The 24224-nt window shown below is 66.5% G+C and carries 24 protein-coding genes and 1 riboswitch; of the genes, 5 read left to right on the top strand and 19 right to left on the bottom strand.

Annotation, left to right across the window (positions count from 1 at the left end; genetic code table 11):
• Positions 1-27: 27 nt before the first annotated feature.
• The 9 genes from bluB to G3580_RS05665 all read right to left on the bottom strand — a co-directional run bounded on the left by bluB (position 28) and on the right by G3580_RS05665 (position 11212).
• Entirely contained in the window at positions 28-777 is a 750-nt protein-coding gene (bluB, locus tag G3580_RS05625) for a 5,6-dimethylbenzimidazole synthase (protein WP_173764333.1), read from the bottom strand.
• 48 nt (positions 778-825) lie between these two features.
• Positions 826-1017: riboswitch (cobalamin riboswitch) on the bottom strand.
• Between the two features lie 20 nt (positions 1018-1037).
• Positions 1038-2483, bottom strand: a complete 1446-nt coding sequence (pyk, locus tag G3580_RS05630) for a pyruvate kinase (protein WP_173764334.1) — start codon at positions 2481-2483, stop codon at positions 1038-1040.
• 102 nt (positions 2484-2585) lie between these two features.
• A complete protein-coding gene (locus G3580_RS05635; RefSeq protein ID WP_173764335.1) occupies positions 2586-3737 on the bottom strand; it encodes a GGDEF domain-containing protein in 1152 nt (383 codons plus the stop codon).
• 150 nt (positions 3738-3887) lie between these two features.
• Entirely contained in the window at positions 3888-5072 is a 1185-nt protein-coding gene (locus G3580_RS05640; protein WP_173764336.1) for a phosphoglycerate kinase, read from the bottom strand.
• Between the two features lie 47 nt (positions 5073-5119).
• Complete coding sequence (locus G3580_RS05645; RefSeq protein ID WP_173764337.1) at positions 5120-6148, bottom strand: type I glyceraldehyde-3-phosphate dehydrogenase; 1029 nt, start codon at positions 6146-6148, stop codon at positions 5120-5122.
• 60 nt (positions 6149-6208) lie between these two features.
• On the bottom strand, positions 6209-7237 hold the full coding sequence (gene gap, locus G3580_RS05650) for a type I glyceraldehyde-3-phosphate dehydrogenase (RefSeq protein ID WP_173764338.1): 1029 nt from the start codon (positions 7235-7237) through the stop codon (positions 6209-6211).
• A gap of 50 nt (positions 7238-7287) precedes the next feature.
• Complete coding sequence (tkt, locus tag G3580_RS05655; protein WP_173764339.1) at positions 7288-9318, bottom strand: transketolase; 2031 nt, start codon at positions 9316-9318, stop codon at positions 7288-7290.
• A gap of 153 nt (positions 9319-9471) precedes the next feature.
• Positions 9472-10347: a phosphoribulokinase gene (locus G3580_RS05660; protein WP_173764340.1), complete on the bottom strand. Its 876-nt coding sequence runs from the start codon at positions 10345-10347 to the stop codon at positions 9472-9474.
• Between the two features lie 55 nt (positions 10348-10402).
• Positions 10403-11212: an inositol monophosphatase family protein gene (locus G3580_RS05665; RefSeq protein WP_173764341.1), complete on the bottom strand. Its 810-nt coding sequence runs from the start codon at positions 11210-11212 to the stop codon at positions 10403-10405.
• A 122-nt stretch (positions 11213-11334) separates the two neighbouring features.
• Between G3580_RS05665 and G3580_RS05670 the strand changes: the two genes are divergently transcribed.
• From G3580_RS05670 to G3580_RS05685, 4 genes are all read left to right on the top strand, one after another.
• The gene (locus tag G3580_RS05670; protein WP_173764342.1) at positions 11335-12051 is read left to right on the top strand and encodes a 16S rRNA (uracil(1498)-N(3))-methyltransferase; all 717 of its coding nucleotides are present in this window, start codon (positions 11335-11337) and stop codon (positions 12049-12051) included.
• A 9-nt stretch (positions 12052-12060) separates the two neighbouring features.
• The gene (pap, locus tag G3580_RS05675) at positions 12061-13563 is read left to right on the top strand and encodes a polyphosphate:AMP phosphotransferase (protein ID WP_173764343.1); all 1503 of its coding nucleotides are present in this window, start codon (positions 12061-12063) and stop codon (positions 13561-13563) included.
• 103 nt (positions 13564-13666) lie between these two features.
• Positions 13667-15022 carry an amino-acid N-acetyltransferase gene (gene argA, locus G3580_RS05680; RefSeq protein WP_228720781.1) on the top strand — a complete coding sequence of 452 codons (1356 nt, stop codon included), beginning with the start codon at positions 13667-13669 and terminating at the stop codon, positions 15020-15022.
• Between the two features lie 77 nt (positions 15023-15099).
• Positions 15100-15372, top strand: coding sequence for an oxidative damage protection protein (locus tag G3580_RS05685; protein ID WP_173764345.1), 273 nt, complete (start codon positions 15100-15102; stop codon positions 15370-15372).
• Positions 15373-15439: 67 nt separating this feature from the next.
• On the opposite strand, the gene phoU is transcribed toward G3580_RS05685, so the two are convergent.
• Positions 15440-16162, bottom strand: coding sequence for a phosphate signaling complex protein PhoU (phoU, locus tag G3580_RS05690; protein WP_228720782.1), 723 nt, complete (start codon positions 16160-16162; stop codon positions 15440-15442).
• Between the two features lie 43 nt (positions 16163-16205).
• Positions 16206-16868, bottom strand: coding sequence for a ribose-5-phosphate isomerase RpiA (gene rpiA / locus G3580_RS05695; RefSeq protein ID WP_173764346.1), 663 nt, complete (start codon positions 16866-16868; stop codon positions 16206-16208).
• A 172-nt stretch (positions 16869-17040) separates the two neighbouring features.
• Here rpiA and G3580_RS05700 point away from each other — a divergent pair, with 172 nt between their 5' ends.
• Complete coding sequence (locus G3580_RS05700; protein ID WP_173764347.1) at positions 17041-17457, top strand: YidB family protein; 417 nt, start codon at positions 17041-17043, stop codon at positions 17455-17457.
• A gap of 45 nt (positions 17458-17502) precedes the next feature.
• On the opposite strand, the gene G3580_RS05705 is transcribed toward G3580_RS05700, so the two are convergent.
• The 8 genes from G3580_RS05705 to G3580_RS05740 all read right to left on the bottom strand — a co-directional run bounded on the left by G3580_RS05705 (position 17503) and on the right by G3580_RS05740 (position 24104).
• Positions 17503-18666 (bottom strand): mechanosensitive ion channel family protein, encoded by a 1164-nt coding sequence (locus tag G3580_RS05705; protein ID WP_217424608.1) that lies wholly within the window; start codon positions 18664-18666, stop codon positions 17503-17505.
• Between the two features lie 136 nt (positions 18667-18802).
• Positions 18803-19258, bottom strand: coding sequence for a universal stress protein (locus G3580_RS05710; RefSeq protein ID WP_173764348.1), 456 nt, complete (start codon positions 19256-19258; stop codon positions 18803-18805).
• Between the two features lie 174 nt (positions 19259-19432).
• The gene (locus tag G3580_RS05715; protein WP_173764349.1) at positions 19433-21217 is read right to left on the bottom strand and encodes a sodium:solute symporter family protein; all 1785 of its coding nucleotides are present in this window, start codon (positions 21215-21217) and stop codon (positions 19433-19435) included.
• A 13-nt stretch (positions 21218-21230) separates the two neighbouring features.
• Entirely contained in the window at positions 21231-21485 is a 255-nt protein-coding gene (locus G3580_RS05720; RefSeq protein WP_173764350.1) for a DUF4212 domain-containing protein, read from the bottom strand.
• Between the two features lie 227 nt (positions 21486-21712).
• Positions 21713-22003 carry a DUF4212 domain-containing protein gene (locus G3580_RS05725; RefSeq protein WP_173764351.1) on the bottom strand — a complete coding sequence of 97 codons (291 nt, stop codon included), beginning with the start codon at positions 22001-22003 and terminating at the stop codon, positions 21713-21715.
• Positions 22004-22065: 62 nt separating this feature from the next.
• A complete protein-coding gene (locus G3580_RS05730; RefSeq protein WP_173764352.1) occupies positions 22066-22806 on the bottom strand; it encodes an LrgB family protein in 741 nt (246 codons plus the stop codon).
• Positions 22803-23153, bottom strand: coding sequence for a CidA/LrgA family protein (locus G3580_RS05735; RefSeq protein ID WP_173764353.1), 351 nt, complete (start codon positions 23151-23153; stop codon positions 22803-22805). The genes G3580_RS05730 and G3580_RS05735 overlap by 4 nt, the downstream gene beginning before the upstream one ends.
• Positions 23154-23165: 12 nt before the next feature.
• The gene (locus G3580_RS05740) at positions 23166-24104 is read right to left on the bottom strand and encodes a nucleoside recognition domain-containing protein (protein ID WP_173764354.1); all 939 of its coding nucleotides are present in this window, start codon (positions 24102-24104) and stop codon (positions 23166-23168) included.
• Positions 24105-24224 lie beyond the last annotated feature (120 nt).

The following is a 24224-nucleotide window of genomic DNA, read 5'->3' on the forward strand; positions in this document are numbered from 1 at the left end:
CCCGGATCAAAGTTGTGATGCAACGCATCACAGCGGTGGGCAACCGTTTGTTGCGAGCGCCTGGGCCTCGCGCAGATGGGCCTTGAGGGCGTCGCCCGAGGGGCTGGCGCCGTCCCAGCAATCGAAGTGGATCAGTTGATCGAGCGGCAACCGTGCGCGCCAGCCGGCCGCTTCCAGTTCCGGCCGGTCGAGAAAGTGGCTCACGTGGCCGATGCACAGGTAGGCGACCGGCATCACCCGCTCGGGCAGTTGCAGGATGTCGCGGATCGCCGCCTTGTGGAAGATGCTCACCCAGCCCACCCCGAGGCCCTCGGCGCGTGCCGCCAGCCACAGGTTCTGCACTGCGCATACGGTGCTGTACAGGTCCATGGCCTTCTGGTGGGTGCGACCGAGCACCACCGGGCCGTCGCGGTCGCGGTCGCAGGTGATGCACAGGTTGACCGGCGCTTCGAGAATGCCTTCGAGCCGTAGCGACTTGTAGGCCTCGCGCCGCGCGCCCTCGAACATGTCGGCGGCCTCGGCATTGGCCTGGGTGAAGGCTTCATGTGCGCGCTGTTTGACGGCTGGGTCGCGCACCAGCACGAAGCTCCACGGCTGCATGAAGCCGACCGAGGGGGCGAAGTGGGCGGCGGTGAGGATGCGGGCGAGCACCGCGTCGTCCACCGGATCGGGCACGAACTGGCTGCGCACGTCGCGGCGGGCGAGCATGTTGCGGTAGATGGTGGCGCGCTCTTCGCGACTGAAGGCGTGCGCATGGAGGGCATTGGACGCTTGCATGATTCCCCTTGCTCAAGCGTGTTGGGCATCGACCCGGCCTTGCCGATACCGTGTGATGGCTTCCGGGCCGGTCTTCTGACTCGGGGTCATCCGCGTGCGACGCCTTCCCGATGGCTCAGTGGCGTGTGTCGCGCGCGTCCCCCTCACAGCGCTGGGCGCGTTGCGGAATCCGGGCGAGGCGCCCGTCACCGCATTCCCGATTCTCCCGCCGGGGCGGGCACCTGGAAGCTGTTCGATTGTGGAGTGAAGCCTACCAGACCCTAGTCAGTCACTCCCGGCGCCGGATGATCGCCGACGCGCACGATCTTGAGGGTGTTGGTGCCGCCGCTCGAGCCGATGGGCTCGCCGATGGTGAGCACGATCATGTCGCCGTATTCGACCACGCCCTGGTCGAGCAGGATCTGCTCGGCCTCCCACAGCAGCACGTCGCGATCCTGGTGGGTCTGCGACATGAGCAGCGGATAGACGTCGCGGTACAGGGTCATCTGGTTGCGCGCCGCCTTCTCCGGGGTGAGCGCATAGATGGGCACGCCGCAGTTCAGGCGGCTCATCCACAGCGCGGTGGAGCCGGTCTGGGTGAGCGCGGCGATGGCCTTGACCTTGAGGTGGTAGGCGGTCCAGATCGCCGCCATGGCGATGGACTGGTCGATGCGGGTGAAGGTGCGGGCGAGCACGTCGCGCTCGAGCATCACCTCGTTGGATTTCTCCGCCTCGAGGCAGATGCGCGACATCGCCTCGATGACCTCGACCGGGTAGTTGCCGGCGGCGGTCTCCGCCGAGAGCATGACCGCGTCGGTGCCGTCGAGCACCGCGTTGGCCACGTCGGAGACTTCGGCTCGGGTGGGCACCGGGCTGTTGATCATGGATTCCATCATCTGGGTGGCGGTGATGGTGAGCTTGTTCTTGTTGCGCGCCGCGCGCAGCATCTTCTTCTGCAGCGCCGGCACCGCGGCGTCGCCCACTTCCACGGCGAGGTCGCCACGCGCCACCATGATGCCGTCGGAGGCGTCGAGGATCTCCTCCAGATTGGCCACCGCCTCGACCCGCTCGATCTTGGCGATCAGCAGCGCCTTGCCGCCGGCGGCGCGCAGCAGCTGGCGCGCCATGTACATGTCGGCTGCGCTCTTGGGGAAGGAGACGGCGACGAAATCGACCCCGATCTTCGCCGCGGTACGGATGTCGTCCATGTCCTTGGCGGTCAGCGCCGGGGCCGACAGGCCGCCGCCCTGGCGATTGATGCCCTTGTTGTTGGAGAGCACGCCGCCGACCTTCACGGTGCAATGGATTTCGGTGCCCAGCACCCGCTCGACGCGCAGTTTGAGGCGACCGTCGTCGAGCAGCAGGATGTCGCCGGGGCCCACGTCCTTGGGCAGGTCGGCGTAGTCGAGGCCGACACGCTGTTCGTTGCCCTCGGCGCAGGTGGCGTCGAGGACGAAATCGGCGTTCTCGCGCAGCGTGACCTTGCCGCCTGCGAACTTGCCGACGCGGATCTTGGGGCCTTGCAGATCGGCGAGGATGCCCACCGGGCGTCCGGCCCGGGCACTGGCCTCGCGGATGGCCTCGGCGCGGGCGATATGATCGTCGGCGCTGCCATGGGAAAAATTCATCCGGACCACGTCGACGCCTGCCTGCACCATGCGTTCGAGTACGGGCAGGTCCGACGAACTGGGGCCGAGCGTGGCGACGATCTTGGTGTGGCGGGACATGGGCGTTCCTGTGCGTGTGCGTTGAATTTGTGCTGCACGCATTCTAGCCCGGATAGGTTGCGCCGGTGAGGCACGACACCGGGGCTCGTGGCCACGGCGGACTCAGGGCCGATGCCAGCGGTCCCCGCCGCCGCGCTTGGCTTCGTACATGGCGTGGTCGGCCTGGGCGATCAGGGTGTCGATGTCGTAGCCGTGATCGAAAAAGCTCGCCACCCCGATGCTGACGCCGAGCTGTTTCGGGGCGAGTTCGTCCGGCGTGAGCTCGGCCATGGCCTCGACAATGCGTCGGCACAGATCGTCGATGGCGTGGGCGTCGACCAGGCCCGGGCACAGGAGCACGAACTCGTCGCCGCCGATGCGCGCCACTTCGTCGCTTTGCCGCGCCGTCAGCCTGAGGCGTTCGGCGAAGCGCACGAGGACGGCGTCGCCGACCGGATGGCCGAGGCGGTCGTTGACCGGCTTGAAACCGTCCAGGTCGAGCAGGATCAGGCTGCCTGGCTCCTGGCCCCGCTTGGCACGCGCCAGCTGGCGTGCCGCCGCCTCGAAGAAGCCCTTGCGGTTCGACAGGCCGGTGAGCGGATCCAGCCGCGCCAGGGCCTGCCAGCGGGCGGATTCCTCTTCCGCTTCGCGAAAGCGCCGGTTCAGGCCGACGACGATGAGGACGAAGTTGGCCAGCGCGAGGAGGAAGGCGCCCGACTGGATCAGGCGCAACTGCTCGGTGCGCCGCACCGAATCGCGCTCGAGCGCGGTCGTCAGCGTGTTCATGAGCGTGAGGATCTCGACATTGTGCTCGACCAGATAGTCCGCTGCGCGTTGCAGGCCCGCCTGCTGCTCGTCCGCGAGGGAGGCCGGAAGCGGCGCGAGCAGGGCCTGGGTCGAGGCGACTGCCGCTGCGCCGCGATCGCTGACCGGATCGAGCACCACCGGACGGCCGTCGCTGCCGGTCGTCTGGCCGCCACCGGCGAAGGCGTCGAGGGTCCGCATGAAGATCGCGTGGGCGTTGCGAAATTCGTCCTCGGCGATCGCTTGGGCGACCGGATCGGCGGCCTGGGCCCTGAGCAGGAGCGCCTTGGTCATGCGTTGCGAGAGCATGCGCTGGCGGCCCGCCAGGTTGATGGCGACCGCGTCGCCGGCCACGTGCCGGGCGATCCACAGGTTGGTGAGCAGCACCGTGAGGTCGAGCGCCAGGAACAGCAGGATCGCCGCCACCAGGCGGCGTCGCGATCCGATCAGGGTGCTCAGGGGGAAAGGCATGGTGCGAAGCCGCCGGTGTTTTCGGGTCGATACCTCTTTATACGGTAGGGGCGGGGTCGACATGAAGTCCGGGAAACCCGCAGGAGCTGGCGCGTGAAACGACAATGGCGGCCTGCCGGCCGCCATTTCCGTGGTGGATGGTGTCGCCCCTCAGTCCTGGAAGCGTGCTTCCAGTGCCGCGATGGCCGGCAGGGTCTTGCCTTCGAGGAACTCGAGGAAGGCGCCGCCACCGGTGGAGATGTAGCCCACGTCGTCGGCGATGTCGAACTTGGCGATCGCCGCCAGGGTGTCGCCGCCGCCGGCGATGGAAAAGGCCTCCGAGTGGGCGATGGCCGAGGCCATCATCTTGGTGCCGCCGGCGAACTGGTTGTACTCGAACACGCCGACCGGGCCGTTCCACACGATGGTGCCGGCGTGGGCGATGATGTCGGCGAGGCGGGCGGAGCTCTTGGGCCCGAAGTCGAGGATGCGGTCGTGTGCGCCCACGTCGTCGATGCAGATGCGGTTGGCGCGCGCCAGGGCGGACACCTCGTCGGCCACGACCACGTCGGTGGGCAAGGGGACTTCGGCGCCGCGGGCCTTCATGATCTCCATCACTTCGCGCGCTTCGTTCACCATCTCCGGTTCGGCCAGCGACTCGCCGATATTGTGGCCGGCGGCCAGCAGGAAGGTGTTGGCGATGCCGCCGCCGACGATGAGCTGATCCACCTTCTCGGCCAGGGTCTTGAGGATGGTGAGCTTGGTGGACACCTTGGCGCCGCCGACGATCGCCACCAGCGGCCGGGCGGGCGCGTACAGGGCCTTGGAGAGGGCGTCGATCTCGGCGCCCATGAGCATGCCGGCGCAGGCCACGGGAGCGAAGCGGGCGATGCCGTGGGTGGTGGCCTGGGCGCGGTGGGCGGTACCGAAGGCGTCATTCACGTAGATGTCGCACAGGGCGGCCATCTTCTTCGACAGGGTCTCGTCGTCCTTCTTCTCGCCGGTGTTGCAGCGGCAGTTCTCGAGCAGCACCACCTGGCCGGGTTCGACGCCGAAACCGCCGTCCACCCAGTCGGAGATCAGCTTGACCGGTTTGCCCAGCAGCTGGCCCAGGCGCACCGCGATGGGGGCCAGGGTGTCCTCGGGGCCGACGGTGCCTTCGGTCGGGCGCCCCAGGTGGGAGGTGACCATCACCGCGGCGCCGTTGTCCAGGCAATACTGGATGGACGGGATGGAGGCGCGGATGCGGGTGTCTTCGGTGATGTTGCCGGCCTCGTCCTGGGGGACGTTCAGGTCGGCACGGATGAAGACGCGCTTGCCGGCCACGTCCAGATCCTGAAGTTTCTTCACTTGCATGGGATGAGTCTCCTGAGAATGGTGAGGATGGCGATGGAATCGGAAAATCAGCGTGGCCAGCGGTGGTGCCAGTGCGAGAGCACGTCCACCATGCGGCTGGCGAAGCCCCATTCGTTGTCGAACCACAGCAGCAGGGTGGCGAGCGTGTCGCCGCTGACCAGGGTCTGGCCGCCGTCGATGACGGCCGAATGGGGGTCGTGATTGAAATCGATGGAGGCGTGGGCCTGCTCGGTATAGGCGAGCAGACCGGCGAAGGGGCCGCGCGCGGCCTCGGCCATGAGCCGGTTTACGGCGGCGGCATCGACCCGCTGGCGCAGGGTCAGCGTCAGTTCGATGGCCGAGACGTTCAGGGTCGGCACGCGGATGGCCTTGGCCTTCACGCGGCCGGCCAGTTGCGGCAGCAGCCGCTCCACGCCGCGGGCGAGGCCGGTCGACACCGGAATGATCGACTGCATGGCCGAGCGGGTGCGGCGCAGGTCGGTGTGGTGGTAGCCGTCGATGAGTGGCTGGTCGTTCATGACCGAATGCAGGGTGGTCAGCAGGGCATGGTCGACGCCGAAGCTGTCGTCGAGCAGGGCCAGGACCGGCACCACGGCGTTGGTGGTGCACGAGGCGTTGGAGACGATGCGCTCGTCGCCGCGCAGGGTGTCGTGATTGATGCCGAACACCGTGGTGGCGTCGACCTCCTCGGCCCCCTGGGCCGGGTGCGAGAGCAGCACGCGCGGACAGCCGGCGTCGATGAAGCGCTGCAGCTGGTCGCGGGTGCCGTAGCGGCCCGAGCATTCGACGAGCAGATCGATGCCGAGCGCGGCCCAGTCCACCTGTTCCGGCTCGGTGGCGTGGGTGATGGCGATCGGGCGGCCGTCGATGCGCAGGGCGTCGTCGCTCACGTCCACCACGCCGGGAAAGCGGCCGTGGGTGGAGTCGAAGCGGGTGAGGTATTCGATGCTGGCCAGATCGGCCGGCTCGTTGATGGCGACCACCTGCCACTGGTCGCGGTACGTCGATTCGTACAGCGCGCGCAGAAAGCAGCGGCCGATGCGGCCATAGCCGTTGATGGCGAGGCGGACGGTCATCGAAGGTGTTGCGTCAGGTTGAGGAAACCGGGGGCACAGGCGTGCCCCCGGGGTCCGGTCTTACTGGGCTGCGGCGAACGCGCGGGCGGCGTCCACCATGCGGCAGGAGTAGCCCCACTCGTTGTCGTACCAGGCCAGCACCTTGACCAGCACGGAGCCGTCTTCGGCCTTGATGACGCGGGTCTGCGTCGCATCGAAAGTCGAGGAGACGGCGGTGTGGTTGAAGTCGGAGGAGACCAGCGGCTCGTTGTTGACGGCCAGGATGCCCTTGAGCGGGCCGTTGGCCGCCGCGGTCATGAGCTCGTTGATTTCTTCCTTGGTGGTCGCACGCTCGGCGGTGAAGGTCAGATCCACCAGCGACACGTTCAGGGTCGGCACGCGCAGCGCGAAGCCGTCGAACTTGCCCTTGAGCTGCGGCAGCACCAGGCCGACGGCCTTGGCGGCGCCGGTCTTGGTGGGGATGATGTTGGCGGCCGCGGCGCGGGCGCGGCGCAGATCCTTGTGGCGCACGTCCACGGTCACCTGGTCGTTGGTGTAGGCGTGCACGGTGGTCATCAGGCCCTGCTTGATGCCGACGGACTCGGACAGCACCTTGGCCACCGGGGCCAGGCAGTTGGTGGTGCACGAGGCGTTGGAGACCACGGTCATGTCACCGCGCAGGTCGCCTTCGTTCACGCCCATCACGATGGTGGCATCCACGTCGTCACCGCCGGGGGCGGAGATCAGCACGCGCTTGGCGCCCATCTCGAGCAGCTGCACGGCCTTGGCCTTGCTGGTGTAGGCACCGGTGCACTCGAGCAGCACGTCCACGCCGTGCTCGCCCCAGTTGACGCCCTTCGGGTCCTTGGTGGAGTAGAAGGGGATCGGCTTGCCGTCGATGATGATGCAGTTCTCGCCTTCGGTTTCGACCGAGGTGGCGAAACGGCCGTGCGTGGTGTCGTACTTGAGCAGGTGGGCATTGGTGGCCAGGTCGCCCGAGGCGTTGATGGCAACGACCTCGAGTTCGTTCTGCAGACCTTGCTCGTAGATGGCGCGCAGGGTGCAGCGGCCGATCCGGCCGAAACCATTGATTGCGACTTTGATGCTCATCGGATTGCTCCTTCTCAGGTTTTAAATTCTGTTGTTCGTCGCGCTGGCGCTCAACCGACCAGGGTGCGCACGGCGTCGACGACGGCATCGCTGGTGATGCCGAATTCCTTGAACAGCTGGCCGGCCGGGGCGGACTCGCCGAAGCGGTCGATGCCGATCACGGCCCCCTCCAGGCCCACGTACTTGCGCCAGAAATCGGTCACGCCGGCCTCGATGGCCACGCGCGGCACGCGCGCCGGCAGCACCGAGGCCTTGTAGGCGGCTTCCTGGCGGTCGAAGACATTGGTGCTCGGCATGGAAACCACGCGCACGAAGGTGCCGACTTCGGCCAGCTTGGCCTGGGCTTCCATGGCCAGGGCCACCTCCGAGCCGGTGGCGAGGATCACCGCATGGGGGGCTTCACCGCGTTCGGCGTTGCCGGCTTCGGACAGCACATAACCGCCGTGGCGGATGGCGGCGACCTGGGCGGCGCTGCGCGGCTGGAAGGCCAGGTTCTGGCGCGAGAAGCACAGGCTGCTGGGGCCGTCGGCGCGCTCGATGGCGCAGGCCCAGGCCACGGTGGATTCGGTGGTGTCGCAGGGGCGCCACACGTCCATGTTGGGGATGAACCGCAGGGTGGCGATCTGCTCGACCGGCTGGTGGGTCGGACCATCCTCGCCCAGGCCGATGGAGTCGTGGGTGAACACGAACACTTGGCGGATCTTCATGAGCGCGGCCATGCGCAGGGCGTTGCGCGCGTACTCGCTGAACATCAGGAAGGTGGCGGTGTAGGGAATCAGGCCGCCATGCAGCGACAGGCCGTTGGCGATCGCGGCCATGCCGAACTCGCGCACGCCGTAATACACGTAGTTGCCGCCGTGCTCGCGGGTGACGCCGCGGGCACCCGACCACAGGGTGAGGTTGGAGCCGGCCAGGTCGGCGGAGCCGCCGATGAGCTCGGGCAGCCTGGGCGCGAAGGCTTCGATGCTCTTCTGGCTGGCCTTGCGGGTGGCGATGGTCTCCGCCTTGTCGGTGACCTGGGCGAGCACCGCATCCACGTGCGCGGTCCAGTCGCTGGGCAGCTTGCCGCTCATGCGGCGCTCGAACTCGGCGGCCAGTTCCGGATGGGCGGCGCGGTAGGTTTTGAGGCGCGCGTTCCATTCGGCTTCGGCGCTGGCGCCGGCCTCGCGCGCGTTCCAGGCGGCATAGACCTCGGCCGGGATCTCGAACGGGGGGTGATGCCAACCGATGTGTTCACGGGTGGCAGCGATTTCCGCGTCGCCCAGGGCCGCGCCATGGACGTCGTGGCCGCCCTGCTTGTTGGGGGCGCCGGCGCCGATGATGGTCTTGCAGCAGATCAGGGTCGGCTGGGCGGTGTTGGCCTTGGCCTGCGCGATGGCCGCCTCGATGGCGACCGGGTCATGGCCCTGTACATCGCGGATCACCTGCCAGCCATAGGCTTCGAAGCGCTTCGGCGTGTCGTCGGTGAACCAGCCGTCCACATGGCCGTCGATGGAGATGTCGTTGTCGTCGTAGAAGGCGGTCAGCTTGCCCAGGCCCCAGGTGCCGGCCAGCGAGCAGGCCTCGTGGGAGATGCCTTCCATCAGGCAGCCGTCGCCCAGGAACACCCAGGTGCGGTGATCGACGATGGCGTGGCCGGGGCGGTTGAATTCGTCGGCCAGCACCTTCTCGGCCAGCGCCATGCCCACGGCGTTGGTGATGCCCTGGCCGAGCGGGCCTGTGGTGGTCTCGATGCCGGGGGCGTAGCCGTATTCCGGGTGGCCCGGGGTCTTGCTGTGCAGCTGGCGGAAATTCTTCAGGTCATCGATGGACAGATCGTAGCCGGTCAGGTGCAGCAGGGCGTAGATCAGCATGGAGCCGTGCCCGTTGGAGAGCACGAAGCGGTCGCGGTCCGCCCATTTCGGGTTGGCCGGATTGTGTTTCAGATGGTGGCGCCACAGCACCTCCGCGATCTCCGCCATGCCCATGGGCGCGCCCGGGTGGCCGGAGTTGGCCTTCTGCACGGCATCCATCGCCAGGGCCCGGATGGCGCCGGTGATGGGGTTGAACTGGGGAGGGGTGACGTTGCGCTCGGACGACATTGCGGTTCTCGCGGTCCGGGGACCGGTTGGGGAAAAGGCGCAATTATCGTCGAAATGGGCCCGCTTGGGTAGCCGTCTGTGCGCGCGGCATTGTGACCGCACGCGTTACAACGTCTCGATTTATTTCAATGGAATCATTGGCTTGGCCAATCGTCAGACCCACTGCCGGCGACGCTCCATGAGCTTCCAGATCAAGGGCGTGAGGATCAGCTGCATGGCCAGATCGAGGCGGCCGCCGGGCACGACGATGGTGTTCGCGCGCGACATGAACGAGTCGTGGAGCATGCGCAGCAGGTAGGGGAAGTCCACCCCGCGTGGATCCTTGAAACGGATCACCACCTTCGACTCCTCCAGGGTGGGCACGTCGCGCGCCGAGAACGGGTTGGAGGTGTCGACCACCGGCACGCGCTGGAAGTTGATGTGGGTGCGCGAGAACTGGGGCACGATGAAATGCACGTAGTCGTGCATGCGCCGCAGCACCGTGTCCTGCACCGCTTCGCGGGAGTAGCCGCGCACCCGGGTGTCCCGGTGCAGCTTCTGGATCCATTCCAGGTTGATGGTCGGAACCACGCCGATGAGCAGGTCCACATGGCGCGCCACATCCACCTCGTCGGTCACGACGGCGCCGTGCAGGCCTTCGTAGAACAGGCAGTCGGTGCCGACCGGGAGGTCCTCCCACTCGGTGAAGGTCCCCATGGGCAGGCCGCGCTGCACTGATTGCGCCTCGTCATGGATGTAGCAGCGGCGGCGGCCGGTGGCCGAATCCCCGTAGGAGCGGAACAGCTGTTCGAGCAGGTCGAGCCGGTTGGACTCCGGACCGAAGTGGCTGATGCCGCGCTTGCCCTGCGCTTCGGCCTCCTCGATCTGCTGCTTCATCTCGTCGCGCGTGTAGCGATGGAAGCTGTCGCCCTCGACGATGGCGGCATTGACGTTTTCGCGGTGGAAGATCGCCTGGAAGGTGTGCTTGACGGTCGTCGTGCCCGCGCCCGACGAGCCGGTCACGGCGATGATCGGATGCTTCATGGACATGATGGAACTCCGCGCAGAAAAGGAAGACGGTCAGTGGTCGCGTGGCCGGCGCCGATCAGGCGTGATTCTGCAGCCAGGCGCGCCAGTCGGTGAACAGGCCCGGGCTGGCGGCGGCGACCACGCCGCGCTTGACGGCCGGGCCGGCGAGCAGATCGCCGCCATCGAGGGCGGCGGCGACGCCACCGGCTTCGGCGAGGATCAGGTGGCCGGCGGCGTAGTCCCACAGCATCTGGCCGCCATGGATGTACACATCGAGCCGCCCGGCGGCCACGAAACACCATTCGAGCGCGCTGGAGCCGAAATTGCGCTGGGAATAGTAGGGCGGGCGCACCGCCAGTTCATCGCCCAGATGGTGGCTGACACGCTTGAAATCAACACCGGCGACCGCATCGCGCAGGACCGTGGCGGGTTCGCGCAGGGGCAACTCGGTGCCGTTGAGATAGGCACCGGCGCCGGCGGCGGCGTAGAAGGACTCGTCGGTGACCGGGTTGTAGACCACGCCGAAGATCGGTTTGTGCTCCATGAAATAGGCGATGGAGACGGCGAAGAAGGGGATGCCGTTGGCGAAGTTGGTGGTGCCGTCGATGGGGTCGATGCACCACAGGCCGCGCTTGCCCTCGGACCACAGCCGCGCCTGCTCCTCGCCGGTCATCTCCTCGCCGAGGACCGGCCCCGGGGCCAGATCCGGCAGGGCCTCGGTGAAGCGCCGCTGGGATTCCAGGTCGGCCTCGGTGAACAGGGAGCCGTCGTGCTTGCGATTGCGTGCCGTTTTCAGGTAGCGCGGCAGGATGGCCTCGCGGGCAATGTCGCGGACCAGGGATTCGAGCGCACGGGCGCGCGACAGGCGTTTTGCTGCGTTGTTCATGAAGCCTCCAGCCGCCATCGGCCGGGAAGGTGGCGACAGGTCGGAATGCGGTCGGGCGCGGATCGGGGCATCGGGCACATGCCGGCGTTCGAACCGCATCGGGCGAGCCCTATAATAGCACGATGATTTTTCGCTTCTTTTGCCCGATCCCGCTGGCCGCGGGCGATTGCGTCACGCTGCCCGAGGCGGCGGCGCACCATGCCACCCGTGTGCTGCGCCTCGCCCCGGGGGCGTCGGTGATCCTGTTCGACGGCGAAGGCGCGGCCTGTGCCGGCACCCTCACGGCGCTCAAGCCGCACGTCACCGTGCAACTGGCCGAAGCGCTGGCGCCGGAGCCGGAGCCGGCCTGCCGGATCACCCTGGTGCAGGCGCTCGCCAGTGGCGACAAAATGGACTGGGTGGTGCAGAAGGCTGTCGAGCTCGGGGTCCATGCCATCGTGCCGGTGGCCGCCAAGCGCTCGGTGCTGAAGCTCGAGGGCGAGCGCGCGGTCAAGCGTCTGGCGCACTGGCGCAGCGTCGCGGTGTCGGCGTGCGAGCAGAGCGGTCGCAACCGGGTGCCCGAGGTGGCGCCGGTGCAAGCCCTGAGCCGGTGGCTGGCACGGGCCGACGGTGGCTGGGTGCTGGCACCGGGGGCAGCGCAGGCGCTGCGCACGCAGCCGGCACCGGCCGGAGCGCTGACGCTCCTGGTCGGCCCCGAGGGGGGCTGGGAAGACGAGGAGCTGGCCGCCATGACGGCGCGCGGCATCCAGCCGATCCGCCTCGGTCCGCGCGTGCTGCGCACCGAGACGGCCGGGCTCGCGGCGCTGGCCGCCATCCAGGCCCTGTGGGGCGATTTCTGAGGACAGGCCATGTTTGAATCCGCTGAGCTGGGACATCGTGTCGACAAGGATGACTACGAAGCGGAGGTCCCCGAACTGCGGGCACAACTGCTCGATGCCCAGTTCGATCTGCTCGACTGCGCGACCTTCTCGGTCGTGATCCTGGTCAATGGTGTCGATGCCGCCGGCAAGGGTGAGACGGTTAACCTGCTCAACGAATGGCTCGATCCGCGTCATGTGGTGACCCGCGCGTTCGATGTGCCGTCGTCGGAGGAGCGCGAGCGCCCGGTCATGTGGCGTTTCTGGCGGGCGCTGCCGCCGAAGGGCAAGATCGGTGTGCTGTTCGGCAACTGGTACGAGTACCCCATCCGCGAGCGGGTCGGCAAACGGCTCAAGCGCAGCGTGCTCGAACAGCGTCTGGCCGAGATCAACCGTTTCGAGGAGATGCTGACCCGCGAAGGCGTGGTCCTGCTCAAGTTCTGGTTCCATTTGTCCAAGGACGCGCAGAAGGAACGGTTCAAAAAGCTCGAGTCCGACCCGCTCACCCGCTGGCGGGTGACCAAGACCGACTGGCGCAACTACAAGCAGTACGCACGCCGCCATGACGTGGCCGAGCATGTGCTGCGTCACACCAGCACGGCCGAGGCGCCGTGGATCATCGTGGACGGCTCCGACGACCGCTATCGCGGCCTGCTGGTGGGGCGGACGCTGCTGGCGGCGCTGCGCAAGCGTCTCGACATCGGGACCCGCTGGAAGCCGCGCCTGAGTACAGCGCCGATGCCCCCCCAGCTCGACGGGCGCAACGTGCTGCGCGAACTGACCCTCGACCGCCCCATGAGCAAGCGCGATTACGATCACGAACTCGAGCGCCTGCAGGGGCGGCTGGCCGTGCTGACCCGCGGCAACGGCTTCAGCGCCCACTCGCTGGTGCTGGTGTTCGAGGGCATGGACGCGGCGGGCAAGGGCGGTGCGATCCGCCGCATTACCGCGGCGCTCGACGCGCGCCTCTACCAGGTGGTGCCGATCGCGGCACCGAGCGAGGAGGAGCGGGCGCTGCCGTATCTGTGGCGTTTCTGGCGCCATGTGCCGCGCCGCGGCAAGGTGACGATCTTCGATCGGTCCTGGTACGGACGGGTGCTGGTCGAACGGGTCGAGGGCTTCTGCTCCGAAGCCGACTGGATGCGTGCCTACGAGGAGATCAACGACTTCGAGGATGCGCTCACCAGTGCCGGTGCGGTGGTGGTGAAGTTCTGGCTGGCCATCAGCGACGCCGAGCAGCTCGCGCGCTTCGAGGCGCGCGCCAACGCCCCCCACAAGCGCTTCAAGATCACCGACGAGGACTGGCGCAACCGGGAGAAGTGGCCGCTGTACGAGCGTGCGGTGTGCGACATGATCGATCGCACCAGCACCGAGACCACGCCTTGGACCCTGATCGAGGCCGACAACAAGCGCTACGCACGCATCAAGGTACTGCGCACCATCTGCGAGCGGCTCGAAGCCGCTTTCGATGCGCAGAAGGGGGCCAAAGCGTGACGCCGATGCGATGCCGCGCGCGCCGCTTAGCGTTTAAACTTGGCGCCATTGCTTGAATCCGAACGACGGCGGCATGGCCCGCCCGACCGCTCCAGGAGCCCCCGTGCACGAAGATCCCTCCGCGCTCGACCCCGCGACTACCGCCAGCGATCTGACGCAACATTTCGTCGCCTGGGTGCGCGGCGCGGCGCCCTACATCCACGCGTTTCGCGGCAAGACCTTCGTGATCGGATTCGGCGGCGAGGTGGCGGCCGGCGCGCTCGCCCAGTCGCTGGCCTATGACTGCAACCTGCTCGCGGCGCTCGGCATCCGCCTGGTGCTGGTGCATGGCGCGCGCCCGCAGATCGAGGCGGAGATGGCGCGTCGCGGGCTCGAATCCCGTCTGCACAACGGGGTGCGGGTGACCGACGCGACCGCGCTCGACTGCGTCAAGGCCGCCATGGCGGTCACCCGGCTCGAACTCGAGGCGCAGTTGTCGCAGGGCTTGCCCAACACACCGATGGCGGGCAGCTACATCCGCGTGACCGGCGGCAATTTCATCACCGCCCGCCCGGTCGGCGTGGTCGACGGGGTCGATCTGCAATTCACCGGCGCGGTGCGCAAGATCATGGCCGACGAGATCGCCGCCGACCTGGATCAGCAGAACGTGGTGCTCATCTCCCCGCTCGGGGTGTCGCCGGCCGGCGAGATCTTCAACCTGCCCATGGAGGAGGTGGCCGAGGCGGTGGCGGTGGCGCTGCGGGCGGAGAAGCTTCTTTACCTGTGCGATGCGCCCGGACTGCTCGACGAACAGCAGCAACTGATCGACTCGATCACCGCCGATGCGGCCGAGCGCATGATGCAGGCGGGGCAGGGGCTGACCGAGGATCTCGACCTGTATCTGCCCTGCGCCATCCGCGCGGTGCGCCAGGGGGTGCACCGGGTGCACCTGATCGACCGCGACCGCGACGGCGGCCTGTTGCTGGAGTTCTTCACCCATCACGGGGTGGGGACGGTGGTCTCGCGCGATCCGCTGTTTCGCCTGCGTGAAGCCACGGTGGACGACGTCGGCGCCCTGGTGAGCCTGCTCGCGCCACTCGAGAGCGACGGTACCCTGGTGCGTCGTGGCCGCGAACTGCTCGAGCAGGAGATCACGCGCTTTTCGGTGGTCGAACACGACGGCGTGCTGGTCGGTTGCGCGGCCCTCTATCCGTTCAGCGAGGAGCGCGCCGCCGAGCTGGCCTGTCTGGCCGTGGTGCCGGAATATCGCCGCTCGGGGCTGGGCGAGATGCTCATGCGGCGTATCGAGCGGCGCGCGCGCGAACAGCACCTGCAGGCGCTGTTCGTGCTCACCACGCGCACCGCCCACTGGTTCCGCGAGCGTGGCTTCGAGGAGGTCCACCCCGACCGGCTGCCGAGCCAGAAGCGCGAACTGTACAACCTGCAGCGGCGCTCCAAGGTGTTCATGAAATCGATCTGAGGCCGCCCGGCACGGGTCGGGCATTCGGGCTAGAATGGGCTCATCGCAACCTTCTGGACGAACACGCAGGAATCGACATGACGAGAATGGTCAAATGCATCAAGCTGGGGCAGGAACTCGAGGGCCTGGACCGGCCGCCGGTGCCCGGCGAACTGGGCAAGAAGATCTACGAGAACGTTTCCAAGGAAGCCTGGGCTCAGTGGGTCAAGCACCAGACCATGCTGATCAACGAGAACCGCCTCAACCTGATGGATGCCCGCGCGCGCAAGTACCTGAGCGAGCAGATGGAGCGCCACTTCTTCGGTGAGGGCTCCGACGCGATCGGTGGCTACGTGCCGCCGCAGAGTTGAGACGGGACACGAGACCCACGAAAAAAGGACGGCCGCGGCCGTCCTTTTTTGTCGCTGCCGCAGGCGGCTACTGCGAGACTTCCTGTTCGATCGCCTCGATGCCGGCGTGACGGATGTCCCGCCCCTTGACCATGTAGATCACGTATTCGGACATGTTCTTGGCGTGATCGCCGATGCGCTCGATGGCCTTGGCCATGAACAGCGTGTCGATGCCGGCGGAGATGGTGCGCGGATCCTCCATCAGGAAAGTGATGAGCTGGCGGATGATGCCCTTGAACTCGGCGTCCACCTGCTTGTCCTGACGCACCACGTCGGCCACCGAATTGATGTCCAGACGGGCGAAGGCATCCAGGGTCTTGCGCAGCATGTCGATGGCGAGGTTGGCCGAGTGACGCAGTTCGATGCGCGGCGTGAAGGGTTTGTCGCTGGTGTGCAGGCGCCGGCTCATCTTGGCAATCTTCTTGGCCTCGTCGCCGATACGCTCCAGGTCGGTGATCATCTTGAACACCGTCATCACCAGGCGCAGGTCGCGCGCCGTGGGTTGGCGCTTGGCGATCATCTGGGTGCAGGCTTCGTCGAGCTCGAGCTCCATCTGGTTGATGCGGTGATCGTCGTCGATGACCTGGTCGAGTTCGCCGATGTCCCCGCTGGCCAGGCCATCCAGCGCCTTGGCGATCTGCAGCTCGACCATGCCGCCCATCTGCAGCACGCGCGTACGCATCTGCTCGAGTTCGGCGTCGAATTGCTTGGAGATATGTTCGTTCATGGGGGGCAGGGCGTCGAAATTCATCTACAAGCTTCCCAGATTATCAAAAGTAGGTGACAGTTTGATGTCACGCGGCGGTCAGCTTGCGCACGCCGTTCGGTGTGGCCAGCAGCAGGACATCGGCGCCACGGCGGGCGAACAGCCCGTTGGTGACGACGCCGGGGATCTGGTTGATGGCGGTCTCGAGCCCGGCGGGATCGCGAATCTCGAGGCCGTGGACATCGAGGATGAGATTGCCGTTGTCGGTCACGAAGCCGGCCCGCGGCACCGGACGACCGCCCAGCGCGCTCAGCTCGCGGGCCACCAGCGCCTGCGCCATCGGAATCACCTCGACCGGTAGCGGATAATGCCCCAGCACCTCGACCTGCTTGGTCTCGTCGCAGATGCAGACGAAACGGGTGGCCACCTCGGCGACGATCTTCTCGCGCGTCAGTGCGCCGCCGCCGCCTTTGATCATGGCCAGCGAGGCATCGATCTCGTCGGCACCATCCACATAGACCGGCATCTCGCTCACGTGATTGAGGTCGAACAGTTCGATGCCATGGCCGGCGAGCCGTTCGGCGCTGGCCTCGGAGCTGGCCACCGCGCCGCGGATGCGCGACTTCATCCGCCCCAGGCCGTCGATGAAGTGGTTGGCGGTCGAGCCGGTGCCCACGCCCACGATGCTGCCTTCTTCCACGAAGGCGAGCGCCGCTTCGGCAGCGGCCTGTTTCATTTCGTCCTGAGTCATGCGTGTTGCCGAGAAAGTGGTATTGCGCATTATTCTAGCTCGGATAGGTGGCGGCGGCCGCTGGCGATTCGCATCAGAACAATCGTGAAACCCTGTTTCAACTCTTGTGGTGCGGCGCGGTGCTGGTCATCATGCCCACTTCAGACGACAACGGAATACTCGGAGGTGCGGCATGGGTTTGTTCGATCAACTGGCCGGCGAAGTGGCCGGGCAACTGCTCGGTGGCGACGGGCAGGGGGGCACCCTGGTCAAGCTGGTGATGAGCCTGATCAACCAGACCGAAGGAGGGCTGCCCGGCTTGCTGTCGCGGCTGCAGTCGGGCGGGCTGGCCAGCCAGGTGGCGAGCTGGCTCGGGAGCGGTGAGAACGCGCCGGTCGCCGGGGCGGACATCGCCCACGCGCTGGGCAACGACACCATCGCTCAGCTGGCGCGCCAGTTCGGTCTGTCCGGCGACCAGGTGGCCGGTGGTCTGGCGGAGGCATTGCCCGGCTTCATCGATCGGGTCTCGCCCCAGGGCGAGGTGTCGGGGGACAATGCGCTGATCGAACAGGGCCTGTCGATGCTCGGCGGGTTGCTGGGCAACCGCTGAACCCGGTGCCGCAAGCGATGGGAGGCGCCCCGCGGGGCGCCTTTTTCATGCGCGCGCGGGCGATGCGGCGTCGACGAGCTGGGCAGCGGATTCGATCCGCACGCCGTCGGGCAGATGCAGGGTGCGCGTCGGAAACGCGATTTCGGCGCCGTTCCGTTCGATGATCGCGGCGACCTTCAGCAACACGTCCTGCTTGACCTCGTGATACTTCACCCACTGCGTGGTCTTGGTGAAGGTGTAGACGAAGAAATCCACGGACGAGGCGTTGAACGCGTTGAAGTGGACGATCATGGTCTGGGTCTCGTCGATTTCGTCGTGTTCGACCAGCATCTGGCGCACCTCGTCGGTGATGCGCTGCATCTTGTCCAGATCGTCGTAGCGGATGCCGATGGTCTCGTAGATGCGCCGGTGGGTCATGCGCGACGGGTTCTCCACCGCGATCTGGGTGAATACCGCGTTGGGCACGTACAGGGGGCGCTTGTCGAAGCGGCGGATGCGGGTCAGGCGCCAGCCGATCTCCTCGACCGTGCCCTCGATGTCCTGGTCGGGGGAGCGGATCCAGTCGCCGACCACGAACGGGCGGTCGAAATACACCATCATGGCGCCGAAGAAGTTGGCCAGCAGATCCTTGGCGGCGAAGCCCACTGCGATGCCACCGATCCCGCCGAAGGCGAGCACGCCCGAGATCGAAAAGCCCAGCGATTGCAGCACGATGAGCACGGCGGTGATGAGCACGGCCAGGCGCAGCAGCTTGGCGATGGCCGACACGGTGGTGTGATCGGTGGTCTTGTTGATCCGCTCCCGGTGCTTGAACAGCGCCAGTTCGATGTTGCGGATCAGTCGTGAACACCCCCAGGCGATGAGCGCGACCACCCCGATCTTGCGGATCGGATCGACGGCGGCGAAGATCGGCGCGTCGGTGTGCGTGCCGACCATTTGCGCCGCGAAGGCGATGCCGTTGAGCCAGACCAGGGCCCGCAATGGCCGCCCGACCGCTTCGATGGCGGCCTCGTCCCAGACGCTTGTGGTGTGGTGGGCCCGGGCAAGCAGCTGCCGCAGCACGATCGCCAGCAGGAAGTTGATGAGCAGCACGCTGGCGACGACGAGGAAGACCTGAACGGCGAGGCTGCTGCTGGCCGTGTCCAGGCCAAGTTCGGCGAGCCAGGTATGGAGGAAGTCCGGCAGTTGCATGGTGTTGGGTGCGGTCAACGAGAACTCGGGAAGGTGCGGCCCGGTTGCGCCTCGGGCGGGCCGTAGCGGGCATGATACCAGCCGCATCGCCCGCCAGAAGGCACACAGGCCCGACATGCGGGCCCGTGAGGAGGGGGGGCGGGCGGTCGCCGGCTCAGTCCGGCGCGATGCCTCGCACGATCAGCACGGAGATGGTGACCTTCTTGAGGAGGCGTTCGGCCACGCTGCCGAGCACGAGCCGCTGGACACCGCGTCGCCCATGGGAGCCGACCACGAGCAGGTCGGCGTGCAGCGCCCGGAGGGCTTCGGCCACCTGGTCGGAGGTGGACTGATGCTTGGAGGTGAGCAGTCGCGTCTGCGCGTCCATGCCGGCGTCCGCCGCCACCTGTGCCGCGGCGTCGAGCACGTTCTGGCCCTCGGCGATCAAGGCCTTTTCCACCGCATCGCGGTTGGCCAGGGTGGTGTGACTGAAATGGGCGAACAAGGCTTCGTCCACGGCGTGGACCAGCGTCAGGCTGGCACCGCTGGATTGGGCGAGCGCCACCGCTTCGCGGATGGCCCGGCGGGAGGTGTCGCTGTCGTCGATAGCTGCAACGATATGCTGGTACATCGCAATGGGTCCCGATCAAGGAAGGAAATCCGAAGGCTCTGAGGCTAGCATTCGCACCCAGGCCGCGTCATCGGCGTTTTCCCGTATCGCTGGCCGGATCGCCGATCGGGTGGGTGAACGAAAAAACCCCCGCCGAAGCGGGGGTTCGAAGGAACACCGCCAGGTGTCCTTGGCTCAGTGAGCCTGGGCGGTACCGGCACCACGCGGGGTGCGGATGGATTCGACCAGCTCCTGAATGTGCTGCGGGGGCTCGGCCGTCATCTTGGAGACCAGGATGGCCACGCCGAAGTTGACGATCGCACCGATGGCGCCGAAGGCGTTCGGCTGGATGCCCAGGAACCAGTTCTTGCCCATGGAGCCGAGGAACTCGGTGCCCGGGATGAAGAAGATCCCCTTGTGCTGGAACACGTACAGCATCGTGACCGTAATACCCGCGACCATGCCGGCGATCACACCTTCCTTGTTCATGCGCTTGTAGAAGATACCCATCATGAGCGCCGGGAAGATGGAGGAAGCGGCCAGACCGAAGGCGATGGCCACCGTGCCGGCTGCGAAGCCCGGAGGATGCAGACCGAGATAACCGGCGACCGCGATGGCACCGGCCATGGCGATGCGGCTGGACATCAGTTCGGTCTTCTCGGAGATGCCCGGGGCGAACACGCCCTTGAGCAGGTCATGCGAGATGGCGGACGCGATGGCCAGCAGCAGACCGGCAGCGGTCGACAGGGCGGCGGCCAGACCACCGGCCGCGACCAGGGCGATCACCCAGTTCGGCAGCTTGGCGATTTCCGGGTTGGCCAGCACGATGATGTCGCGGTCGACCTTGACCATCTCGTTGCCTTTCCAGCCGAACTTCTCGGCCTTGGCCTGCATTTCCGGATTCTTGTCGTTGTAGTACTGGATGCGGCCGTCACCGTTCTTGTCTTCGAACTGCAGCAGACCGGTCTTTTCCCAGTTCTTGAACCAGGAGGGACGCTCGTCGTACTTGAGGTTGCCTTCGGGCGAGCCGATCTCACCGGTCTGGATGGTCTGCATCAGGTTCAGGCGAGCCATGGCGCCGACGGCCGGAGCGGTCGTGTAGAGGATCGCGATGAACACCAGCGCCCAGCCAGCGGAGGAACGGGCGTCCTTGACCTTCGGCACGGTGAAGAAGCGGACGATCACGTGCGGCAGGCCGGCGGTACCGATCATCAGCGACATGGTGTAGACGAACATGTCGAGACGGCCGGCAATGGTCTGCTCGGTGTATTTCGGGAAGCCCAGTTCCGTCACCACCAGGTTCAGCTTGTTGAGCAGCGTCATGCCCGAGCCATCGGCCATGGTGGCGCCCAGGCCGAGTTGCGGCAGCGGGTTGCCCGTCAGGTTCAGCGAAATGAAGATGGCCGGGATGGTGTAGGCCAGGATCAGCACGCAGTACTGGGCGATCTGGGTGTAGGTGATGCCCTTCATGCCGCCGAGCACCGCATACACGAACACGATGGCCATACCGATGTACAGACCGTGGTCGTAATCCACTTCGAGGAAGCGGGAGAAGGCCACGCCGACACCCTTCATCTGACCGATCACGTAGGTGATGGAGGCCAAGATCAGGCACACCACGGCCACGATACGTGCGGCCTTGGAGTAGTACCGGTCGCCGATGAACTCGGGCACCGTGAACTTGCCGAACTTGCGCAGGTACGGGGCCAGCAGCATCGCCAGCAGCACGTAACCGCCGGTCCAGCCCATCAGGAACAGCGAGGCGCCGTAACCGTTGTAGGCGATCAGACCGGCCATGGAGATGAAGGAGGCTGCCGACATCCAGTCAGCGCCGGTGGCCATGCCGTTGGCAACCGGATGGATGCCGCCGCCGGCGACGTAGAATTCGCCCGTGCTGCCTGCGCGCGCCCAGAAGGCGATGCCCAGGTAGAGCGCGAACGTGGCGCCGACCACAATGTAGGTTAGGGTTTTAAGATCCATTCGTCCGATCTCCTCAGTCTTCGTGCACGTCGTGCTCACGGTCGATCTTGCCCATCTTGGCGGCGTACCAGAAGATCAGTGCCACGAAGATGTAGATCGAACCTTGTTGGGCGAACCAGAACCCGAGCGGATATCCACCGAGGTGGATGCTGTCGAGCATCGGCTGCAGGATGATGCCGAACCCGAAGGACACGACAAACCAAATGATGAGCACGGTGGTCAGCAGACCGAGTGTGGCGCGCCAGTAGGCTTCACCCGACTTGTCCATCGCTTGTCTCCTCTCAAATATTGTTGAAAGCCAGTCTTCCGGACCGACCGATGCCGGTTGTCAGAATGACCCCTGACGCCCGCCACCGGTACGTGTACGGTCAGTGAAGCATGGCCGTACGCGCCCGGATTACATTGGGCAATTGGAGTATCGAGAAGAAAACTTACAGAAACCTTAAAGCTGTTTATGGAGGGATAAATCCCACTGCAAGCCCGGCGCGAGGGGGGTTAGTGCGACGCCGTGTCCCCGCGCGACGCCTCGGCGGAGCGTGATGCGGCAAAGCGGTCGTCGAGCTTGCCCATGACGCGCACGTAGATGGCGATGATCACCAGAAACGCAATCAACGCACCCTGCGCAAACAGGTAGAAACCGAGCGGAAATCCCAGAAAGCTGAACCCGTTGAGCTCGGCCGCGAAATACCCGCCGACAAAGGTGATGAGGAACCACGCCAGGAGCAGGGTTGCGGTCAGGGCGAGGGTCTTGCGCCAGTAAGTGCGCTGGGCGTCTGTCAGTGGCATGGGGTGGCGTCGGTGTTTTTCCGAGTATCGTCCGGCGTGCGCCTGGACGCAACGCCCCGAGCTCAGTGCGCGGCGAACAGCGCCTTGAGCCAGGGGATCAGCCATGGCACCAGTACGGCCGTCAGCAGGCCGTTGGCGGCCATCGCCAGTGCCGAGAATGCGCCGGCCTCCGGGCTAAGCTGAAACGCCCGTGCGGTGCCGATCCCATGGGCCGCGATGCCGATCGCGAAACCTTGCGCTGCTGCGTCCCGGATGCGCAGGAGGTGAAAGACGCCTTGTGCCGTCATCGCGCCGAGGATGCCGGTGGCGATGACCAGTGCCGCCGTGAGCGATGGCAGTCCGCCCAGGGCTTCGGCGACCGCCATGGCGATCGGCGTGGTGACGCTCTTGGGGGCCAGCGAGATCAGCGTCTGCTCGTCCGCACCGAGCCATGCGCCCACTGCCCAGGCCGAGGCGATGGCGATGGCGGACCCGATCAACAGGGTGACCCCCAGCGGCAAGGCGAGCCGGCGCAGACGCTGCAACTGCCCGTAAAGCGGGATCGCCAGTGCCACAGTCGCGGGGCCCAGCAGGAAATGCACGAATTGGGCACCGTCGAAATACCGCTGATAGGGCGTGTGGGTGAGCGTGAGCACGGTCACCAGGAGGAGCACCGCGATCAGCACCGGGTTGGCCAGCGGATGGGACTTGAAGCGCTGGTGAATACGCCACGCGATGCCGTAGGCCACCAGGGTCATTGTCAAGCCCAGCAGTGGGCGGGCGGAGAGGTAGACCCAGAGGCCGCTCACACTGTCCTGATTCATTGGCGCTGTTGTCCTTTGCGAACCAGCAGGTGCAGACAGACGGCCGAGACGCCGAGCGTCAGCAGGGTGCTGGCGAGCAAGGCGGCGGCCAGGGGCAGCCACTCGCTGGCGAGGCGGTCGGCGTGCAGCATGATGCCGGTGCCGGCGGGTACGAACAGCAGTGACAGATGGCTGAGCAACCCATTGGACGTCCGGCTCAGTTCTTCGCCCGGGCCTCGGCGCAGGACCAGCACCAGGAACAACAGCGCCATGCCGATCACCGGCCCCGGAATCGGCCACCCCGCCAAGCGGGTGATGATTTCACCGATCAGCTGGAAACCCAGCAGGACGGTCATGGCGTTGAGCATCGGCTTGTCGCCTCAGGTGAACAGAAGATGGCCGAGCGTGCGCAGGCCAATGCCGATGATCGCCCCGATCAGCGCCGTTTTCCAGACCCCGGCGACGCGCTTGCCCGAGGAGATCAGCACCGCGACTCCGGGAATGTCCAGCGGGTGGAGCAGAAATCCGGCGCTTGCGTTGAGGGTGTTCACCGTGGCCGTGCCGGCCTTGAGCATCTCGTCCATGACCCCCATCATCGCGGTGCCTCCCCCCAGGTACTTCGTCAATGTCGGCAGCACCAGGGCCGGATCGATACCCAGCGGAATCAGCACCGGGGAGATCAGCGTGGTGAGCGCAGCGATGGCGCCACTGTTACGCAGGATCGCCACCGCGACAAGCGCAAGGACCAGCATGGGGATCGCACCGATGGTGATCTTGAACGCCTCGGCGCCGGCGCGGTTGATGACGTCGAGCACCCCCTTGGCATCCTCGGCCACGGGATGCTTGAGGGTTTCGTCCATGGGGGCTTCGGTCGCCGACAGGTGGCGGCCGACGACGTGATAGCACATTGCCGCGGCCGTCAGCCCCCCCAGAAGGGAGAAGAGCAGGGTGGTGCCGAGCGACAGGCCCATGGTCGACATGGGCAGCAGCACGTTGGCCTGGGACATGGCCATGACCATGGCCAGGGTGGCCGCCAGATGCCGATCGGAGGCACCCCGCTGCTCCATCATCGCCAGGGTCGCGACCGGCGCGGCGAAGCTCACGAAATTGATCTGCAAGGCGGCGAACACCCCCAGCCCGGTCAGACCGATCGGGCGCAGGGCCGGGGCCAGCAGCCGCACCAGTCGGTCGATGACGCCACGCGCCTCCAGCAGACGCATCAGCGCGAGCATGACCACCATGACCGGCAGGAGCACGAAAAGCGCGAGTTCCACGCCGGAGCGGCCGGCGCGCAGGACGATGTCGAGGAAGGAGGCCATGGCGATGCGGGGCCGGTGGGCGGGTCGGATGTGAGTTAAGGCTTGCCGCTAATTGTAGGGGAGATGGCGTGCCGTCAGGACGGATTCGGATCGACGCTTACCCGAGGCTTAGAAAGGAGA

This window comes from Nitrogeniibacter mangrovi, assembly GCF_010983895.1.
GTDB lineage: Bacteria > Pseudomonadota > Gammaproteobacteria > Burkholderiales > Rhodocyclaceae > Nitrogeniibacter > Nitrogeniibacter mangrovi.

Excerpts from the sequence above, each read along its gene's own strand:
- bluB (WP_173764333.1), bottom strand. The coding sequence starts at position 777 with ATGCAAGCGTCCAATGCCCTCCATGCGCACGCCTTCAGTCGCGAAGAG.
- pyk (WP_173764334.1), bottom strand. The coding sequence starts at position 2,483 with ATGTCCCGCCACACCAAGATCGTCGCCACGCTCGGCCCCAGTTCGTCG.
- G3580_RS05635 (WP_173764335.1), bottom strand. The coding sequence starts at position 3,737 with ATGCCTTTCCCCCTGAGCACCCTGATCGGATCGCGACGCCGCCTGGTG.
- G3580_RS05640 (WP_173764336.1), bottom strand. The coding sequence starts at position 5,072 with ATGCAAGTGAAGAAACTTCAGGATCTGGACGTGGCCGGCAAGCGCGTC.
- G3580_RS05645 (WP_173764337.1), bottom strand. The coding sequence starts at position 6,148 with ATGACCGTCCGCCTCGCCATCAACGGCTATGGCCGCATCGGCCGCTGC.
- gap (WP_173764338.1), bottom strand. The coding sequence starts at position 7,237 with ATGAGCATCAAAGTCGCAATCAATGGTTTCGGCCGGATCGGCCGCTGC.
- tkt (WP_173764339.1), bottom strand. The coding sequence starts at position 9,318 with ATGTCGTCCGAGCGCAACGTCACCCCTCCCCAGTTCAACCCCATCACC.
- G3580_RS05660 (WP_173764340.1), bottom strand. The coding sequence starts at position 10,347 with ATGTCCATGAAGCATCCGATCATCGCCGTGACCGGCTCGTCGGGCGCG.
- G3580_RS05665 (WP_173764341.1), bottom strand. The coding sequence starts at position 11,212 with ATGAACAACGCAGCAAAACGCCTGTCGCGCGCCCGTGCGCTCGAATCC.
- G3580_RS05670 (WP_173764342.1), top strand. The coding sequence starts at position 11,335 with ATGATTTTTCGCTTCTTTTGCCCGATCCCGCTGGCCGCGGGCGATTGC.
- pap (WP_173764343.1), top strand. The coding sequence starts at position 12,061 with ATGTTTGAATCCGCTGAGCTGGGACATCGTGTCGACAAGGATGACTAC.
- G3580_RS05685 (WP_173764345.1), top strand. The coding sequence starts at position 15,100 with ATGACGAGAATGGTCAAATGCATCAAGCTGGGGCAGGAACTCGAGGGC.
- phoU (WP_228720782.1), bottom strand. The coding sequence starts at position 16,162 with ATGAATTTCGACGCCCTGCCCCCCATGAACGAACATATCTCCAAGCAA.
- rpiA (WP_173764346.1), bottom strand. The coding sequence starts at position 16,868 with ATGACTCAGGACGAAATGAAACAGGCCGCTGCCGAAGCGGCGCTCGCC.
- G3580_RS05700 (WP_173764347.1), top strand. The coding sequence starts at position 17,041 with ATGGGTTTGTTCGATCAACTGGCCGGCGAAGTGGCCGGGCAACTGCTC.
- G3580_RS05710 (WP_173764348.1), bottom strand. The coding sequence starts at position 19,258 with ATGTACCAGCATATCGTTGCAGCTATCGACGACAGCGACACCTCCCGC.
- G3580_RS05715 (WP_173764349.1), bottom strand. The coding sequence starts at position 21,217 with ATGGATCTTAAAACCCTAACCTACATTGTGGTCGGCGCCACGTTCGCG.
- G3580_RS05720 (WP_173764350.1), bottom strand. The coding sequence starts at position 21,485 with ATGGACAAGTCGGGTGAAGCCTACTGGCGCGCCACACTCGGTCTGCTG.
- G3580_RS05725 (WP_173764351.1), bottom strand. The coding sequence starts at position 22,003 with ATGCCACTGACAGACGCCCAGCGCACTTACTGGCGCAAGACCCTCGCC.
- G3580_RS05730 (WP_173764352.1), bottom strand. The coding sequence starts at position 22,806 with ATGAATCAGGACAGTGTGAGCGGCCTCTGGGTCTACCTCTCCGCCCGC.
- G3580_RS05735 (WP_173764353.1), bottom strand. The coding sequence starts at position 23,153 with ATGCTCAACGCCATGACCGTCCTGCTGGGTTTCCAGCTGATCGGTGAA.
- G3580_RS05740 (WP_173764354.1), bottom strand. The coding sequence starts at position 24,104 with ATGGCCTCCTTCCTCGACATCGTCCTGCGCGCCGGCCGCTCCGGCGTG.